A 15,691-nucleotide genomic window follows, 5' to 3' on the forward strand; every position below is an offset into this window, starting at 1 on the left:
CCGGCAGGCCGCCGGGCAGCTCCAGAACTTACTTGACGCCTTCCGCCGCCAGTGCGTCAGCCACCGCCGGACGCGCTGCCACCTGCGCCATCCAGCTGCCGATATGACCGTAGGCAGCCATATTCAGTTTGATCCCGTAGCCCCAACGCAGCACCGTGAACAGATAACCATCGGCAATCGTGAAGCGATGGCCGGTCAGCCACTGTTTATCCGCCAGCGTTGCGTCAACGTACTCCAGCTTCTTCTCCAGCAGGGCGCGGGCGACGGGCTTATAGTCCTCCGGGGTGTCAGGGCGGAACAGCGGGGTAAAGCCTTTATGCAGCTCCGTCGCCACGTAGTTGAGCCACTCCAGCGTCTGATAGCGGGCAATAGTGCCCACCGGTGCCAGCAGGTGACGATCCGGAACCTGGTCTGCAATGTACTGCATAATGGCCACGCCCTCGGTAAGCAGGATCTCATCATCCAGCAGCAGTGCCGGAACCTGACCTTTCGGGTTGATCAGAAGATAGTCATCCCCGTTTTCCAGCCGTTTTTTGGCCAGATCTACGCTCTGTAAAGTGAAATCCAGACCGCTTTCGCGCAGGGCGATATGCGAGGCAAGGGAACAGGCGCCGGGTTTGTAGAACAGTTTCATGCGTGACTCCTCGTGGCTGCAGTTTTGTGTATGTTAGTCCTGCCAGGGGTAAAAAAAAAGCCGCTAACCTAACGTTAGCGGCTTAAAAATATTTAGTTTTCCCTGCGGCGTCAGGCTGCCGCGGTTTCGCGTGCTTTAATGTCGGCGCTGTCGTCCTGAGTCATACGATTCAGTTTCGGCGCCGTCAGCAGCATCAGGACGGCGATAACCGCAGTGACGATACCAATCTGCAGGAATACGTGACCGTACACTTCCAGCGACACCAGCGGATCGGTAACATTCTCCGGGACCGCCATCAGGTTAGCGATTTTACCGGCGATGATCGCCGCACCTGCCGTGGTGAGGAACCAGCTACCCATAATGAAGCCCATCAAACGCTGAGGAACCAGCTGAGCGACCATCGCCAGGCCGAGGCCGGAAATCATCAGTTCACCGATAGACTGCAGCGCGTAGCTCAGAATCAGCCAGTTCACCGAGACGATACCGGCGTCGCTGGCGAACTTCGCTCCTAAAGGCAGGACGAGGAACGCGCCAGAGCACAGTACCATACCGATAGCAAACTTATGCGGCATCGGCAGGCGATCACCCATCTTGTTGTAGATGGCGGCCAGAATCGGGCTACCAATCATGATCCAGAACGGGTTCAGCGCCTGATATTGTTCCGGCTCGAAGGCGAGTCCGAGGATCGAGTGCTCCACGTTACGGATGGCGAAGAAGTTCAGGGACGTCGGCATCTGGCTGTACAGTACGAAGAAGACAATCGCTTCTACCATCAGCAGGAAGGCGACGATCATTTTACGACGCGGGGCGCCTTTCAGGCCCATGGTTTCTTTGGCGAAAATCACGACGATACCCAGCGCGACGACGCCCAGCACCATACGTGCGATACCCTGATTGTGCAGCAGCCAGGTGGCGATGGCGACCAGCACCACTACGCCAGCGATGGTCGCCAGCAGTTTGCCCATGTGTACCGGGGCAAAGTCCGGTTTGGAGCCGTACTGTTTTACCCATTTCTGGCAGAAGGCAAAGTTAATAATCGTGATCACCATCCCCACTACGCTGAGGGCAAACGCCACGCTCCAGCCGAAACGAGCGGCCAGCCACGGGGTTGCGAGCATAGAGAAGAACGAACCGATGTTGATGGACATGTAGTACATGGTGAATGCACCGTCCAGACGCGGGTCGTTTTTGTCATAGCAGGTCGAAAGCAGGGAAGACGGGTTGGCTTTAAACAGGCCGTTACCGACGGCGATGGTCGCCATACCCATATAGACGATGGCAGCATCATGGCCGGACCAGGCCACCAGCGCATAGCCGATGGCCAGCACGATAGCACCCAGCATGATGACACGTTTGGTGCCCAGCACTTTATCGCCGAGCCAGCCGCCAATAGCAACCAGGCCGTAGACCAGCGCGCTAAAAGAAGAGAACAGAGTAATGGAATCCGCTTCCGACATACCCAGCTGTTTTACCAGGTAAACGGCCATGATCCCTTGCAGGCCGTAATAACCAAAACGCTCCCACAACTCGATCGAGAAAATGAGATAGAACGCGCGTGGTTGTTTGAAAGCGTTCAGACTCACGCTTTCTGCTGGTTTATTGTTTGCAGTAGACACATATACCTCTTTTTTTACATCCCATATTTACTGGGGGGTGTTCGGGGCGCAATCTCGTTGGACCGCCGCCTTTATAGTTATTCTTGGAGGGAAAACGGCAAGTAATGTTCACTATCCTGGCGCATCAGGCAAGGCTTTTGTAATAATCTGTTACACATATTGTAGGTGGTATAATGCTCCGGACATATGAATGTTATCCAGAGTTAAATTTCACCGTTTCGCTATCGATGATATTTTTATCTTAATCCTCAGCGCAGGTGTGGCGAAAAGGCGATATATTCTACTGATTAAGCGAAATGGTAGTGATATGGACCATTATCCTAAAAAATAATGGGTAATTATCCTGGTAAACTTTGTCCACCCATTGTAATCCCTGACTTTTATTTTCAATTTTGCAACAACAGATCAACAATAAGTTGCGAGTATGATCTCGATCACAAATGTATAGAAATTTTGCGTTGAGAAAAAAAGAAAGAACTGACTGTTCGTTATATAGCCGGATTATTAGCCATAATACGCCGGGTTTTATGGTGTTAACGGCGGGTTAAATGCATAAATCCGAGCCATAACTCAGGGTTAGGTAATGGCTCGGCAGCAGAGATCAGGCGTAGACTTTCTCTTTAAATTCACAAAGGTCTTCTATCAGGCAGGAGCCGCAGCGCGGCTTGCGGGCGATGCAGGTATAACGTCCGTGCAGAATAAGCCAGTGATGACAGTCGACCTTAAACTCGGCGGGTACCACTTTCAGAAGCTTCTCTTCCACCTGCTCAACGTTTTTCCCCGGGGCGAACTGTGTGCGGTTACACACGCGGAAAATGTGAGTATCTACGGCAATCGTCGGCCAGCCAAACGCGGTATTCAGCACCACGTTTGCGGTTTTACGACCCACGCCAGGCAGGGCCTCCAGTGCCGCTCTGTCCTCCGGCACTTCGCCGTTGTGCTGTTCAAGCAGGATCCGACAGGTTTTGATGACGTTTTCTGCCTTGCTGTTAAACAGACCAATGGTCTTAATATAGGATTTAACGCCCTCTACACCCAACGCCAGCATCGCTGCGGGCGTATTCGCCACCGGATATAGCTTTGCTGTTGCTTTGTTGACGCTGACGTCGGTGGCCTGCGCCGAGAGCAGAACGGCGATCAGCAGCTCGAACGGGGAGCTGAAGTGCAGCTCCGTGGTGGGGTGGGGATCGTTTTCCCGCAGCCTGGTGAGGATCGCCAGGCGTTTGGCTTTGTTCATATTACGCTTTCCCTGTCACATCAGACGGGGCGACAGAGCCGGCACGGGCCGCCTGCGCCTTTCGCTGCTTGCTACGTTCATCGATGAGATATTTTACCGCCAGCATCATACCGAGGCCAATAAAGGCGCCTGGCGGCAGCATAGCCAGCAGGAAGGGGGTATCCGTATGGAAAACCTCGATGCGCAGCACCTTAGCCCAGCTGCCAAGCAGACTGTCGGCGCCGTCAAACAGCGTGCCGTTGCCAAGGATCTCGCGCAGGGAGCCCAGCACAAACATCGCGCAGGTGGCGCCCATGCCGATAGAGAAGCCATCCAGCGCCGACAGCGCCGGCCCTTTTTTAGCGGCAAAGGCTTCGGCGCGGCCCACCACGATACAGTTGGTGACGATAAGCGGGATGAAAATCCCCAGCGACTGGTAGAGGCCGAAGGCATAGGCGTTGATCAGCATCTGCACGACGCTCACCACCGAGGCGATGATCATGACATAGATGGGGATCCGGATCTCCGCCGGGGTCCAGCGGCGCAGGCTGGAGATGGTCAGGTTGGTCAGGGTTAACACCAGGGTGGTGGCCAGGCCCAGCCCGAGAGCGTTGGTAGCGGTCGAGGTGACCGCCAGCAGCGGACACATGCCTAACAGCTGAACCAGGGCGGAGTTATTTTTCCACAGGCCCTGGACGATGACGTCTTTAACTTCGCTCATGGTTACTCTCCACAGGCGGTGAATTCAGGAAGTTGCTCAGGCAGCGTTTGTGCATACAGGCCTGCGCGCTTAACGGCATTGACCACCGCCCGGGGAGTGATGGTGGCCCCGGTGAATTGGTCAAAATCGCCGCCGTCTTTTTTAACCGCCCAGTGGCTGTCGCCCTGGCCGTGAATGACTTTCCCGGCAAAATGCGTGATCCAGTCCGACAGGCGAAGCTCGATTTTATCGCCAAGACCTGGCGTTTCATGATGCTCGGTCACGCGGGTGCCGAGGACGGTGCCGCTGAAATCGGCGGCAACCAGCAACTGTATCGCCCCGGAATAGCCATCCGGCGCGGTGGTTTCCATGACCGCGCCGATCGGCTGGTCGTTATTTTTGGCAATCCACACCTTATGCTGACCTTTCCCCAGCGCCGGGGCGCTGACCAGATAGCAGCTCTTGAGCAGATCGTTATTATAGCGGTCGGCAGGTAAGACCTGGTCGAATAATGCTTTCTGCTGCAGGGCCGCCTGCTGATCGATAGTGCTTTTGGTCAGCTCATTGATCGCCGCCGTCAGCCCGGTGGAGCCGGCGGCAAACAGCGCCAGCGTGACACCGTGTTTACGCATTGTTTTTAACATCATCGCTCCTCAACGGTGGCCATACACGCGGGGGCGTGTGTAGTAATCGATCAGTGGAACGGTAATATTCGCCAGCAGAACGGCAAATGCCACGCCGTCCGGGTAACCGCCGAAGCTGCGAATAAGCCAGACCAGCAGGCCGGCGAGGGCGCCAAAGATCAGGCGGCCGCGGTTGGTTGTTGAGGCTGTCACCGGGTCGGTCAGGATAAAGAAGGCGCCAAGCATGGTCGCCCCGGAGAGCAAATGCATCTGTGGTGAGGCCAGGCTCTGCGGCGAGAAAAACCAGCCGAGAGCGGCGCACAGGCCGAGGCTAACAAGGAAGCTGACCGGGATATGCCAGCGGATCGCCTTCTGCCACAGCAGGAACAGGCCGCCCACCAGCCAGGCGATATTGACCCACTGCCAGCCCAGACCTGCCAGTACCCCGCCGTAAACCGGCAACTGTAACACCTGCTGGACGCTATGTCCGGCATGCAGAGAGGTTTTAAAGGTATCCAGCGGGGTGGCCTGGCTGACGCCATCAATACCCAGCCGCAGGCTACTCATGTCGCCCCCGGCGGCGGTATGGCCGGTGAAGATCATCTGCAGCGCATCGCTGAACGCCGGGATATGGGCGGCAATCTCATACGAAGGCAGCCAGGAGGTCATCTGCACCGGGAACGAGATCAGCAGCACGACATAGCCGATCATCGCCGGGTTAAACGGGTTATGGCCTAATCCACCGTACAGCTGCTTGGCGATCACCACGGCAAAGGCAGTGCCGAGCACCACCATCCACCAGGGAGCCAGCGGCGGAATACTCACCGCCAGCAACAGGCCGGTGAGCAGGGCGGAGTTATCCTTCAGGGTCGCCACAATATGCTGCTTACGCAGTTTAAGGATAGCGGCTTCCGTCGCCCAGGCCGTCAGGGCGGCGAGGACGATCTGCAGGACGGTGCCCCAGCCGAAAAACCAGGTCTGGACCACGATGCCAGGCACGGCGGCGAGCAGCACCAGCAGCATAATGCGCGAGGTCTGCCGCTGGTTATGGGTATAAGGGGAGCTTGCGATTCTAAAAACCATTTATTCCTCGTTAACGGCCTGCTGTGTTGCTTTACGCGCCTGAACGCGGGCGATCGCGGCGGCGACAGCCGCTTTGCGTGGGTCGTCATTGGCTGCGGCTGACGCGATCTCCGCCTGGGCTGCCTGTTGCTTACGCGCTTTGGCACGGGCAATGGCCGCTTCCACCGCGGCTTTACGCGGATCGACCGGTTCGGTCGCCGGAGCGTCCACCGGTGCGGCCTGCTGCTCGGCTTTACGCGCTTTGGCGCGGGCAATAGCCGCTTCCACCGCGGCTTTACGTGGATCGACCGGTTCGGTCGCCGGAGCGTCCACCGGTGCGGCCTGCTGCTCGGCCTTACGCGCTTTAGCGCGGGCAATAGCCGCTTCCACCGCGGTTTTACGCGGATCGACGGTGTCGGTCACCGGAGCGTCCACCGGCGCGGCCTGCTGCTCGACTTTACGCGCTTTGGCGCGGGCAATAGCAGCTTCCACCGCGGCTTTACGCGGATCGACGGTGTCTGTCACTGGAGCGTCCACCGGCGCGGCCTGCTGCTGCGCTTTGCGCGCCCGAGCTTCAGCCTTACGCGCTTCACGAGCGGCAATCGCCTCGCTGTTGTCCGGTTTGGCGCCAGCCTGGATAACGATCGGTTGCGCGGCGTCACGCTGCTTGTCACGTACCCGGGCCAGGGCGGCGTTAATCGCCTCCTGATCTTTGGCGGCAGGCTGAACGGCAGCTTTTTTATGCCGTTCGGCGCGGGCCGCTTTCTCGCGCTCCAGGCGCGCTTGTCGGGCTTCGAATCGTGCTTTGGCCTCCGCGGCGCGCTGCTCTTCCTGACGAATCGCGCTGATCTCGGCTTTTTCCTGACGGAAGTACTGCACCAGCGGAATATTGCTTGGGCAAACCCAGGCGCAGGCGCCACATTCGATACAGTCCGCCAGGTTGTGGGCGGTGGCTTTATCGTGCTGCTGGCCTTTGCTGAACCAGTACAGCTGCTGCGGTAGCAGATCGGCCGGGCAGGCGTCGGCGCAGGCGCTACAGCGAATGCAGCCTTTCTCTTCCTGCGGCTCGCCCATCTCGCTGGCGGAAGGCGCCAGCAGGCAGTTGGTTATCTTCACCACCGGAACATCCAGCCACGGCAGGGTAAAGCCCATCAGCGGGCCGCCCATGATCACCATCGGTTCGGCGCTGGCGCAAAAGCCGGCGTCATCCAGCAGATGGCGCACCGGCGTGCCAAGGCGCGCCCAGACGTTGCCCGGACGGGTCACCGCCTCACCGGTGAGGGTGACCACGCGCTCTGTTAACGGTTCGCCGTCTATGACAGCGCGTTTTACCGCGTAGGCCGTACCGACGTTCTGCATCAGCACGCCAATATCCGACGAACGGCCGCCGTGCGGCACTTGCTTGCCGGTGAGAATTTGAGTCAGCTGCTTGGCGCCACCGGAGGGGTATTTGGTAGGGATCACCCGCAGCGAGATACCATGGGCGTCGCAGAGCACCGCCCGCAGCATTGAGATGGCCTGCGGCTTGTTGTCTTCAATACCGATCAGCACTTCGTCCGGCTGCAGAATATGAGCGAGGATACGGATCCCCTCGACAATCTGCGCCGCGCAGTCCTGCATCAGGCGGTCGTCCGCCGTGATATAAGGCTCACACTCAGCGGCGTTAATGATCAGCGTTTTGATTTTATCCCCGCCGCCGCGCAGTTTGCTGCCGGTAGGGAAGCCGGCGCCGCCGAGGCCCGCGACGCCAAACTGATGAATACGTTCGATAAGTGCTTCACGCGTCCGGGTCTGATAGTCGCTCCAGCCGTCGCGTTCGATCCAGCGATCTTCGCCGTCGGCGTCAATAATGACGCTCATCTCCGCCAGCGCTGACGGATGGGCGGTGGTGTGCGGGGCGATGGCGGCAATGGTGCCGGAGGTCGGGGCATGAACGGGGAGCATTCTGCCCCAGCCGCGAGTCAATGGCTGGCCGCGCAGCACCCGATCGCCCACCTTGACGCACAGTTCGCCCTCGGCGCCAATGTGCTGCTTCAATGGAATAACAAGACGCTGCGGCAGCGATACCTGGCGCAGCGGGGTGCCGTTAGACTGGGTTTTCATTTCCGGGGGATGAATACCGCCGTTAAAATCCCAGACTTTATCTTTTCGGAAAGCGGAAAATAACTTAAACATGTTGTTCCACAGGAATATTTCGCACCGGGATCGCATGCAGATCCCATTTCCAGGTTTCCGGGGTCGTCGCCACCGGAACGAGTGATATGCACTGGGTCGGGCAGGGGGCCACACACAGATTGCAGCCGGTGCACAGGTCGCTCATCACGGTATGCATGGCGCGGGTCGCGCCAACTATGGCATCCACCGGACACGCCTGGATACATTTGGTACAGCCAATACAGTTCGGCTCGTCTATCACCGCGAGCATGCGAACCGGCTCCGCCTCGTGCTCGTCGCCGTCGACTGGCTGCGGATCGACGTTCAGTAAGGCGGCTATTTTTAACATCACCGCTTCCCCACCCGGGGCGCAGCGGTTAATTTTTTCCCCCTGGGCACCGACCGCTTCCGCATAGGGGCGGCAGCCAGGATAGCCACACTGCCCACACTGGCTCTGCGGCAACAGCTCATCAATTTTTTCTACTACCGGATCATCCTGCACCGCGAAACGGCGGGAGGCATACCCCAGTATTAAGCCGAAAATCAGCCCCAACAGGCTGATGGCGATCACGGCTATCCAGACTGCGCTCATTACAACTTCACCAAACCACTAAAGCCCATAAAGGCGAGAGACATTAAACCGGCGGTAACCAGGGCGATGGCGTTCCCGCGAAACGGCGCGGGTACATCGGCCACCACCAGACGTTCGCGGATCGCCGCGAACAGTACCATCACCAGCGAGAAGCCGACGGCGGCGGCAAAGCCGTACAACGCGGACTGCAGGAAATTGTGGCCCAGATTGATATTCAGCAAAGCCACCCCGAGCACCGCGCAGTTGGTGGTGATAAGTGGCAAAAAGATCCCCAACAGGCGATAGAGCGCCGGACTGGTTTTACGTACCACCATCTCAGTGAACTGGACCACCACCGCAATAACCAGAATAAAAGCCAGGGTGCGTAAATAGACCAGGTTTAGCGGGATAAGGATCCAGGTATCAATCAGCCAGGCGCAAATAGAGGCCAGGGTCATCACGAAGGTGGTGGCAAGCCCCATCCCCATTGCGGTTTCCAGCTTTTTGGAAACCCCCATAAACGGGCACAGACCAAGAAACTTCACCAGAACGAAGTTATTGACCAGGACTGTACCAATAAAGAGCAGTAAATAATCAGCCATCATGCGACCTGAAACGAAAAAAAGCCGCTTATTATCGAATAAATCGATACCGGCGACAACAGGTTAAGTGTGGGGTTATTACGGATTAACAAAGGTCCGTTTTACCCGCTGCGAGCGGCGGAAATAGGGTGCCAGCAGCGCGGCAGCCAGCAGCGGAAACAGCAGCTGACGCAGAGCAAGTACATCTGAAACGGGAGAAAAGGCAAAAGCCTTAATCGCCAGCAGCAGAGTAATCAGCAGCCAGATAATATAGTGTTTCGGCACTACCGCCCGTCGCTTGAAAAATGCAATGGTCAGCCAGAGCGTGTAATACCACATGGCCAGGGCAAAGAGCAGCGAGGCGATCCACAGCGCCAGGTGTCCGGCGCTCATCGCATGCAGTAGCGCATAGGTCTGCGGCGACATGAGGGCATCGGCAAAAAACAGCAGCGATAACGAGGCGCTTAACAGCGCCACCAGCAACCAGGCCAGCGGTGCCAGCAGCCATCCGCCGATGCGTTCCGCAGATTGAGACGTCATGATTCTCCCCTATTCAACGCCAGTGAGTAAAAGCAGGCCGGGAAGTATAAGCAACTGGCGTGAAGGATGACAGCCTTACTGCACGAATCGCCAAACGGATTTAGGCACCTGGCCCACATCGAACAATTTACCGCCAGAAACCAGCTCCGCCCGGCGATGGTCGGCCGCACGATACATATTCACGATCTCTTCGGTGTCGGTCAGGGAGTAGTTAAGGTGATCAAAAAGTTTTTCAAGACTTTCCAGCGAACTGATTTTGCGGAATTTTAATAAATAGTCCAGAACGGTCATTTTCGTATCCATTTTATAATCGGAATAATTACATTGAATATTATCAGCATTCACTAAACCTACTCTCAACCAATGGCGCCTTCTGCTGGGGCCGCATGGAATGATTCAGGATATATAAACCCATGACAAGGGGCAAAGCCAGCCTTGAAGAGTAGGGAGATGTTTAAGAATATTCTAAAACCAGACCGGGCGCCGAATGGCGCCCGCAGGAGAAGATTAACGCTGTTCGCCGTGACTGGCAATAACAGATTTGTACCAATAAAAACTCTTCTTTCGTTTCCGCGCCAGATTTTGCTGGTGATCGACATAGACAAAGCCGTATTGCTTTTGATAACCGTTGAGCCAGCTCAGCAGATCGATAAACGACCACGGATAATAACCCCGCACGTCTGCTCCCAGCGCCAGCGCTTGTTCCAGGGCGCCGATATGGCTGCTCAGGTAATCAATTCGCGGGTCGTCGACCACTTCACCAGCAATGATCGGGTCTTTCGCCCCCAGACCATTCTCGGTGATATAGATAGGGATATCACCATAGCGCGCCTTGATCATCATAATGCCGTCGGTCAGCCCCTGCGGCCAGATTTCCCAGCCCCATTCGGTATAGGTGCTCTGCGGATTATGCACAAAATAAAACAAACCCTCTACGCCAGGCTCGCCGCCGGTAGCGACTTCGGGCGGCTGCGCGGATACCGTTTCCCGACGATAGTAGTTCAGACCAATAAAGTCGCAGCGATTGTCGCGGAGCAACGCATCGTCCCCCGGGGCAAAGCGCGGTACGCCCCACAGGGCCTGGGTCTGCGCCAGCAGCTCGGCAGGATAGGTGCCTTTTAGTACCGGATCGTACAGCCAGTGGGTATGGATGGCGTCAGCCAGTTCAGTGGCCTTTATGTCCGCCTCGCTGTCGGTGAGCGGGGTATGCGGCTGCAGCACATTAACGAAACCAATTTCGCCCGCCACGGCCATCTCGCGAAAGGCCTTCACCGCCAGCGCATGGGCGATAAACACGTGATGACAGGCCTGAATGGCACGCGCCGGATCGCGCACCGCCGGGGGATGCCGGCCGTTTATGTAGCCGTGGCCGATGAACACAATCGTCTCGTTAAAGGTGGCCCAGAGCTTCACTCGGGAACCAAAGCGCGCGTAGCACAAGCGGGCGTATTCCGCGAAGGCTTCGGCGGTACTGCGTGCCTCCCAGCCGCCCTCATCCTGCAGAGCCTGCGGCAGGTCCCAGTGATAGAGAGTGATCATTGGTTCAATATTATGCGCCAGCAGTTCATCAATCAGATCGCTGTAAAACTGCACTCCTGCTTCATTAACTTCGCCACGGCCTGCGGGCAACAGCCGGGGCCATGAAATGGAAAAACGGTAGCTTTGCAGGCCCATTTCGGCCATTAACGCCACATCTTCACGAAAGCGGTGATAGTGATCGACGGCGACATCGCCGGTGGTTCCCTCAAAGGTAGTTCCCGGCAGGTGGGAGTAGATATCCCAGATTGACGGTCCCTTACCGTCAGCATTGTGCCCACCCTCAACCTGATACGCTGCGGTTGCGGCACCCCATAAAAAATGTTGCGGAAAAGCGGCCATGAGAAAGCTCCCTGTCTAATGATAGAGGGAGTGTAATAAAAGGCAGGATGTATGTGCAACCGGTTTCTGAAACCGGTTGCACAGTTGCGAGGCGGGTCACTGTTTCCCGACGGTGCTACTTAGTCTGCACCACATCCGCAGGCGGTGGCGTCTGGTAGTTATCAATATGGTGCGCGATAACCAAAAGCAGAGCGGAAATACCAAAAACAACCCAGCCAATAAGTTCTACAATACGGGTAAAAACAGTTGTCATCATGCTTCATTATCCTTTGAACACAGCGTGAAATGTTACTCTATGGTCAGCAGATCACAAGGGGTATCTGTCTGATTTTGCAAGTGTGCGGAAAAAGCGCAGGTTAAAAAATGATAAATCCTGCTCACTATTTGTAAGATTATTTTCATTAACCTGCTCCTGACATCAGATGAAAGCGAGGCGGTAACATGAGTGACGCGATCCGGGTAGGGCTTATAGGCTACGGCTACGCCAGCAAAACGTTTCACGCGCCGTTAATCAGTGGCACGCCGGGCATGGCGCTGGCGGCGATCGCCAGCCGCGACGCCGATAACGTTCATGCGGACTGGCCAGGCGTGAAGGTGATAAGCCAGGCGAGTGAGTTACTTACCGATCCTGACATCGACCTGGTGGTCATCGCCACCCCGAATGACACCCATTTCTCTCTGGCCAAAGCGGCGCTGGAGGCAGGGAAGCATACGGTAGTCGATAAACCCTTTACCGTGACACTGTCACAAGCTCGTGAGCTGGAGGCCCTGGCTAAGCACGGCGGCCGCGTGCTGTCGGTGTTTCATAATCGCCGCTGGGACAGCGATTTTTTAACCGTCAGGGCGCTGATTAACGAAGGTCAGCTGGGGGAAGTGTGTTATTTCGAATCACATTTCGACCGCTTCCGCCCCCAGGTGCGCCAGCGCTGGCGGGAGCAGGCGGGCCCCGGGAGCGGAATTTGGTATGACCTGGGGCCGCATCTGCTCGACCAGGCGGTAGTGCTGTTTGGCCTGCCGGTGAGCATTACCGTGGATCTCGCTCAGCTGCGGCCCGGCGCGCAATCCACTGACTATTTCCACGCCGTGCTGGTTTATCCCCAGCGGCGGGTGGTGTTGCACGGTACGCTACTCGCCGCCGCGGAGACTGCGCGCTTTATCGTTCATGGTTCGCGGGCCAGCTATATAAAGTATGGTCTCGACCCGCAAGAGGAACGGCTTAAAAATGGCGAACGTTTGCCACAAGAGGACTGGGGATATGATATGCGCGACGGTACGCTGACCCGCGCCGAAGGTGACGAACGCCGCCAGGAGACCTGGCTGACGCTACCGGGAAATTATCCCGCTTACTATGCTGCAATCCGCGACGCGCTTAACGGGGCGGGGGAAAACCCGGTCCCGGCCAGCGAGGCGATTCAGATCATGACCCTGATTGAGCTGGGTCTCGAGTCGGCCAGGCATCGCGCCACGCTCAGCCTGGTATGAGGCGTTGCCCGGCAGCACAGCCGCCGGGCCTGTCTTCAGCCTTTAGCAACCCGCTGAATGAGCGCGGCTTTTTCCTGTTCGCTCAGAAACGCCTGGGCCAGTCCGTTGATCTGCGCCTGACGGATCTGTTCCCGGCTCAGGCCTGCCGCTGGCGCCGCCACGGTATACTCGTGAATGATATCGACCCCCTGGACCGCCGGATCGTCGGTGTTGAGGCTGGCCAGCACGCCGTGCTCAAGGAACTGCTTCAGCGGATGCTGGGCCAGGGAGGCCACGGTGCTGGTTTGCACATTGGAGGTCAGGCACGATTCGATCCCGATGCGGTGCTCGGCCAGGTAGTCCATCAGGGCCGGATCCTGTACCGCTTTCACTCCATGGCCGATGCGCTCGGCGCCCAGCTCACGGATAGCCTGCCAGATACTTTCCGGACCAGCCGCTTCGCCAGCATGGACGGTGATATGCCAGCCAGCGTCGCGGGCCTGGTTAAAGTGATTAAGGAACAGCGCGCCCGGGAAACCGAGCTCATCGCCGGCCAGATCGAGTGCGGTGATGCCCTCGCGGTGAGCGAGCAGCGCCGCCAGCTCTTCCTGACAGGCGGCTTCGCCGAAGGTACGACTCATAATGCCGATCAGGCGGGCCTCGACCTGAAAATCGCGGCTCCCTTCACGTACGCCAGCGATAACTGCCTCAACCACGCCGTCGACGGGAAGCTGGTGGGTCATCGCCATATAGCGAGGAGAGAAGCGCAACTCGACATAGTGCAGGCCATTGCGCGCGGCATCTTCCACGTTTTCGTACGCCACGCGGCGACAAGCTTCCAGCGAGGCCAGGACTTTCACCCCCCAGTCGAGCTTAGCGAGAAAACTGACCAGATCCGGTTCGAGGCTGGTGACCTGGACGTGGGGACGCAGCGATTCAAGGGTGGTAGCGGGAAGGGCAATATTAAACTCGCGGCCAAGATCGAGGATGGTTTGGGCCCGGATGTTACCGTCAAGGTGGCGGTGAATGTCGGTTAATGGCAATGAAGAATCAATCATGGTCGCACTCTTTTTTTAGTTAAAGTGCACGTCATTATACAACAGATGCCTGATGCTTTAAAACGATTGAAAAAGGCAACAGATACAGAAGCCTGCGCCAGGGCCGCTCAGCGCCGCAGAATGCGCTGCATAATTATTTACATTTATATTTTATTTGAATGTATTCATGTAACATATTAAATTCTGCTTACTTTATCGACGATGAGGCAAGGATGCGGATGTGGAGAGCGTAATCCATAACAATATTGCGGGTTTTCTGCTGATGTTATTAAGCATGTGGCCCATTCTGATTGTGGTGTTTATTGGCGTTGCGATTTCATTCTATACCATGCTGTTACGCAAAACGGCGCTGGCCTGCCTGCTGTTCGCTGTGGCTATCGGCGCCGCGGGCTGGAGCTTTGCTTAGCCTCCCTTCTCAGGGGGTATCCAGCACGCTCATGCTGGAGGTGGCGGCGCCATCATTCAGATTGGACGGCGAATGCCAGTCGCGACCCGCCAGCGCGCTGTCGCTCTGGCCGCTGCTGACGCCTTGCTGCGCCGAAAGCGATGAACCTTCCAGTGCTTCATCTGCTCCTGACCGATCGGGCAGGGAGCTGGTATACCCGCCATTATTCGAGTACGTATCCATGCCATTCACTTCATTAGGCACCGTGTCGGTGGTCGTGCCGTCATCGTTAATGCAAAACGAGCCGCCAATGCCGTTTGGCTGACAGTCTGCGGCAAAAGCCGGGCTGGCCAGTGTGGTCAGTAGCAACAACGATAAGCCGATTTTCTTCATTTTCATCTCCCTGCGCAGTGTGGCCCGACAGATGTTTTCTACTATAGAAGGCGCAACGTAGCGGCAGGTGACAAAACTGTTTAATTTTGTAAGGACCGAGGGATAATCTTTGGCCGGCAATCTCTACCTGTTTAAGGCACGCCGCGCAGGCCAGTGCATGTGGTAATCAATTGTTAATTCAACGTAAAGGTTAATGAAAATTTAAGGCAAGGCGGCTATGTTGGCTGCATCACATTTTCCATTAAGGATATTCCATGCGCGATAAATATTCGGGCCTGCAGATCGGCATCCACTGGCTGGTCTTTTTGCTGGTGGTGGTGGCCTATGCCGCGATGGAGCTGCGAGGTTTTTTCCCCCGTAGCGACCGGCCGCTGATTAATATGATTCATGTTTCCTGCGGGATCGCCATCTGCGTGCTGATGGTGGTGCGTTTGCTGGTGCGGCTGAAGTCGCCAGCGCCGCCGATCGTGCCGAAACCGTCGCCGATGATGACCGGCTTTGCTCATCTCGGTCATCTGGTTATCTATCTGCTGTTTATTGCCTTGCCGCTGATCGGGATGGTGATGATGTACTGGCGCGGAAATCCCTGGTACGCCTTTGGCCTGACCATGCCCTATGCGCCACAGAGCGATTTTGAGCGGGTAGATAGCCTGAAGGCGATCCATGAATGGTTAGCCAACGCTGGGTACTTTGTGATTGGCCTGCATGCCCTTGCCGCGCTGCTCCATCATTACTGGTGGAAAGATAATACCCTGCTGCGGATGATGCCCCGTAAGCGCTAAACGATGGTTACCGTTTTGCCTGACCCCGTCCCGCGAC

18 protein-coding genes are annotated in these 15,691 nt (G+C 56.9%); 3 read left to right on the top strand and 15 right to left on the bottom strand.

Features of this window, described 5'->3' with window-relative positions:
* Window positions 1-28: 28 nt before the first annotated feature.
* The 13 genes from gstA to blr form a co-directional block, all read right to left on the bottom strand.
* A complete protein-coding gene (gstA, locus tag B8P98_RS12635) occupies window positions 29-634 on the bottom strand; it encodes a glutathione transferase GstA (protein WP_025710828.1) in 606 nt (201 codons plus the stop codon).
* Between the two features lie 110 nt (window positions 635-744).
* Window positions 745-2,250, bottom strand: coding sequence for a dipeptide/tripeptide permease DtpA (dtpA, locus tag B8P98_RS12640; RefSeq protein WP_080896766.1), 1,506 nt, complete (start codon window positions 2,248-2,250; stop codon window positions 745-747).
* A 601-nt stretch (window positions 2,251-2,851) separates the two neighbouring features.
* On the bottom strand, window positions 2,852-3,487 hold the full coding sequence (nth, locus tag B8P98_RS12650) for an endonuclease III (protein WP_025710826.1): 636 nt from the start codon (window positions 3,485-3,487) through the stop codon (window positions 2,852-2,854).
* Window position 3,488: 1 nt separating this feature from the next.
* Complete coding sequence (locus B8P98_RS12655; protein ID WP_025710825.1) at window positions 3,489-4,187, bottom strand: electron transport complex subunit E; 699 nt, start codon at window positions 4,185-4,187, stop codon at window positions 3,489-3,491.
* Window positions 4,188-4,189: 2 nt separating this feature from the next.
* Window positions 4,190-4,810, bottom strand: coding sequence for an electron transport complex subunit RsxG (rsxG, locus tag B8P98_RS12660; protein WP_025710824.1), 621 nt, complete (start codon window positions 4,808-4,810; stop codon window positions 4,190-4,192).
* 9 nt (window positions 4,811-4,819) lie between these two features.
* A complete protein-coding gene (gene rsxD / locus B8P98_RS12665; RefSeq protein WP_095033086.1) occupies window positions 4,820-5,872 on the bottom strand; it encodes an electron transport complex subunit RsxD in 1,053 nt (350 codons plus the stop codon).
* Window positions 5,873-8,026 carry an electron transport complex subunit RsxC gene (gene rsxC / locus B8P98_RS12670; RefSeq protein ID WP_080896767.1) on the bottom strand — a complete coding sequence of 718 codons (2,154 nt, stop codon included), beginning with the start codon at window positions 8,024-8,026 and terminating at the stop codon, window positions 5,873-5,875.
* Entirely contained in the window at window positions 8,019-8,597 is a 579-nt protein-coding gene (rsxB, locus tag B8P98_RS12675; RefSeq protein WP_025710821.1) for an electron transport complex subunit RsxB, read from the bottom strand. Before rsxB ends, rsxC begins: the two co-directional genes overlap by 8 nt.
* Entirely contained in the window at window positions 8,597-9,178 is a 582-nt protein-coding gene (rsxA, locus tag B8P98_RS12680; protein WP_025710820.1) for an electron transport complex subunit RsxA, read from the bottom strand. The genes rsxB and rsxA overlap by 1 nt, the downstream gene beginning before the upstream one ends.
* 78 nt (window positions 9,179-9,256) lie before the next feature.
* On the bottom strand, window positions 9,257-9,697 hold the full coding sequence (locus B8P98_RS12685) for a DUF2569 domain-containing protein (protein ID WP_025710819.1): 441 nt from the start codon (window positions 9,695-9,697) through the stop codon (window positions 9,257-9,259).
* Between the two features lie 75 nt (window positions 9,698-9,772).
* A complete protein-coding gene (ydgT, locus tag B8P98_RS12690; protein WP_004202843.1) occupies window positions 9,773-9,988 on the bottom strand; it encodes a transcription modulator YdgT in 216 nt (71 codons plus the stop codon).
* A gap of 216 nt (window positions 9,989-10,204) precedes the next feature.
* Window positions 10,205-11,575 (bottom strand): GH1 family beta-glucosidase, encoded by a 1,371-nt coding sequence (locus B8P98_RS12695; RefSeq protein ID WP_095033087.1) that lies wholly within the window; start codon window positions 11,573-11,575, stop codon window positions 10,205-10,207.
* A 115-nt stretch (window positions 11,576-11,690) separates the two neighbouring features.
* Window positions 11,691-11,828 carry a division septum protein Blr gene (gene blr, locus B8P98_RS12700; protein ID WP_025710817.1) on the bottom strand — a complete coding sequence of 46 codons (138 nt, stop codon included), beginning with the start codon at window positions 11,826-11,828 and terminating at the stop codon, window positions 11,691-11,693.
* A 188-nt stretch (window positions 11,829-12,016) separates the two neighbouring features.
* On the opposite strand from blr, the gene B8P98_RS12705 reads away from it, so the two are divergent.
* Window positions 12,017-13,057, top strand: coding sequence for an oxidoreductase (locus B8P98_RS12705; RefSeq protein ID WP_095033088.1), 1,041 nt, complete (start codon window positions 12,017-12,019; stop codon window positions 13,055-13,057).
* Window positions 13,058-13,092: 35 nt separating this feature from the next.
* Here B8P98_RS12705 and add read toward each other — a convergent pair whose 3' ends face one another.
* On the bottom strand, window positions 13,093-14,094 hold the full coding sequence (gene add / locus B8P98_RS12710; protein ID WP_025710815.1) for an adenosine deaminase: 1,002 nt from the start codon (window positions 14,092-14,094) through the stop codon (window positions 13,093-13,095).
* 220 nt (window positions 14,095-14,314) lie between these two features.
* Between add and B8P98_RS12715 the strand changes: the two genes are divergently transcribed.
* Window positions 14,315-14,500, top strand: coding sequence for a hypothetical protein (locus B8P98_RS12715; RefSeq protein ID WP_095033089.1), 186 nt, complete (start codon window positions 14,315-14,317; stop codon window positions 14,498-14,500).
* A gap of 9 nt (window positions 14,501-14,509) precedes the next feature.
* Here the strand turns inward: B8P98_RS12715 and B8P98_RS12720 are convergent, their stop codons facing one another.
* On the bottom strand, window positions 14,510-14,872 hold the full coding sequence (locus B8P98_RS12720) for an RND transporter (protein ID WP_095033090.1): 363 nt from the start codon (window positions 14,870-14,872) through the stop codon (window positions 14,510-14,512).
* A gap of 254 nt (window positions 14,873-15,126) precedes the next feature.
* Between B8P98_RS12720 and cybB the strand changes: the two genes are divergently transcribed.
* The gene (cybB, locus tag B8P98_RS12725; protein ID WP_025710812.1) at window positions 15,127-15,654 is read left to right on the top strand and encodes a cytochrome b561; all 528 of its coding nucleotides are present in this window, start codon (window positions 15,127-15,129) and stop codon (window positions 15,652-15,654) included.
* Window positions 15,655-15,691: the final 37 nt, after the last annotated feature.

The sequence above is a fragment of the Klebsiella quasivariicola genome (assembly GCF_002269255.1).
GTDB lineage: Bacteria > Pseudomonadota > Gammaproteobacteria > Enterobacterales > Enterobacteriaceae > Klebsiella > Klebsiella quasivariicola.

Excerpts from the sequence above, each read along its gene's own strand:
- gstA (WP_025710828.1), bottom strand. The coding sequence starts at position 634 with ATGAAACTGTTCTACAAACCCGGCGCCTGTTCCCTTGCCTCGCATATC.
- nth (WP_025710826.1), bottom strand. The coding sequence starts at position 3,487 with ATGAACAAAGCCAAACGCCTGGCGATCCTCACCAGGCTGCGGGAAAAC.
- B8P98_RS12655 (WP_025710825.1), bottom strand. The coding sequence starts at position 4,187 with ATGAGCGAAGTTAAAGACGTCATCGTCCAGGGCCTGTGGAAAAATAAC.
- rsxG (WP_025710824.1), bottom strand. The coding sequence starts at position 4,810 with ATGTTAAAAACAATGCGTAAACACGGTGTCACGCTGGCGCTGTTTGCC.
- rsxD (WP_095033086.1), bottom strand. The coding sequence starts at position 5,872 with ATGGTTTTTAGAATCGCAAGCTCCCCTTATACCCATAACCAGCGGCAG.
- rsxC (WP_080896767.1), bottom strand. The coding sequence starts at position 8,026 with ATGTTTAAGTTATTTTCCGCTTTCCGAAAAGATAAAGTCTGGGATTTT.
- rsxB (WP_025710821.1), bottom strand. The coding sequence starts at position 8,597 with ATGAGCGCAGTCTGGATAGCCGTGATCGCCATCAGCCTGTTGGGGCTG.
- rsxA (WP_025710820.1), bottom strand. The coding sequence starts at position 9,178 with ATGGCTGATTATTTACTGCTCTTTATTGGTACAGTCCTGGTCAATAAC.
- B8P98_RS12685 (WP_025710819.1), bottom strand. The coding sequence starts at position 9,697 with ATGACGTCTCAATCTGCGGAACGCATCGGCGGATGGCTGCTGGCACCG.
- ydgT (WP_004202843.1), bottom strand. The coding sequence starts at position 9,988 with ATGACCGTTCTGGACTATTTATTAAAATTCCGCAAAATCAGTTCGCTG.
- B8P98_RS12695 (WP_095033087.1), bottom strand. The coding sequence starts at position 11,575 with ATGGCCGCTTTTCCGCAACATTTTTTATGGGGTGCCGCAACCGCAGCG.
- blr (WP_025710817.1), bottom strand. The coding sequence starts at position 11,828 with ATGACAACTGTTTTTACCCGTATTGTAGAACTTATTGGCTGGGTTGTT.
- B8P98_RS12705 (WP_095033088.1), top strand. The coding sequence starts at position 12,017 with ATGAGTGACGCGATCCGGGTAGGGCTTATAGGCTACGGCTACGCCAGC.
- add (WP_025710815.1), bottom strand. The coding sequence starts at position 14,094 with ATGATTGATTCTTCATTGCCATTAACCGACATTCACCGCCACCTTGAC.
- B8P98_RS12720 (WP_095033090.1), bottom strand. The coding sequence starts at position 14,872 with ATGAAGAAAATCGGCTTATCGTTGTTGCTACTGACCACACTGGCCAGC.
- cybB (WP_025710812.1), top strand. The coding sequence starts at position 15,127 with ATGCGCGATAAATATTCGGGCCTGCAGATCGGCATCCACTGGCTGGTC.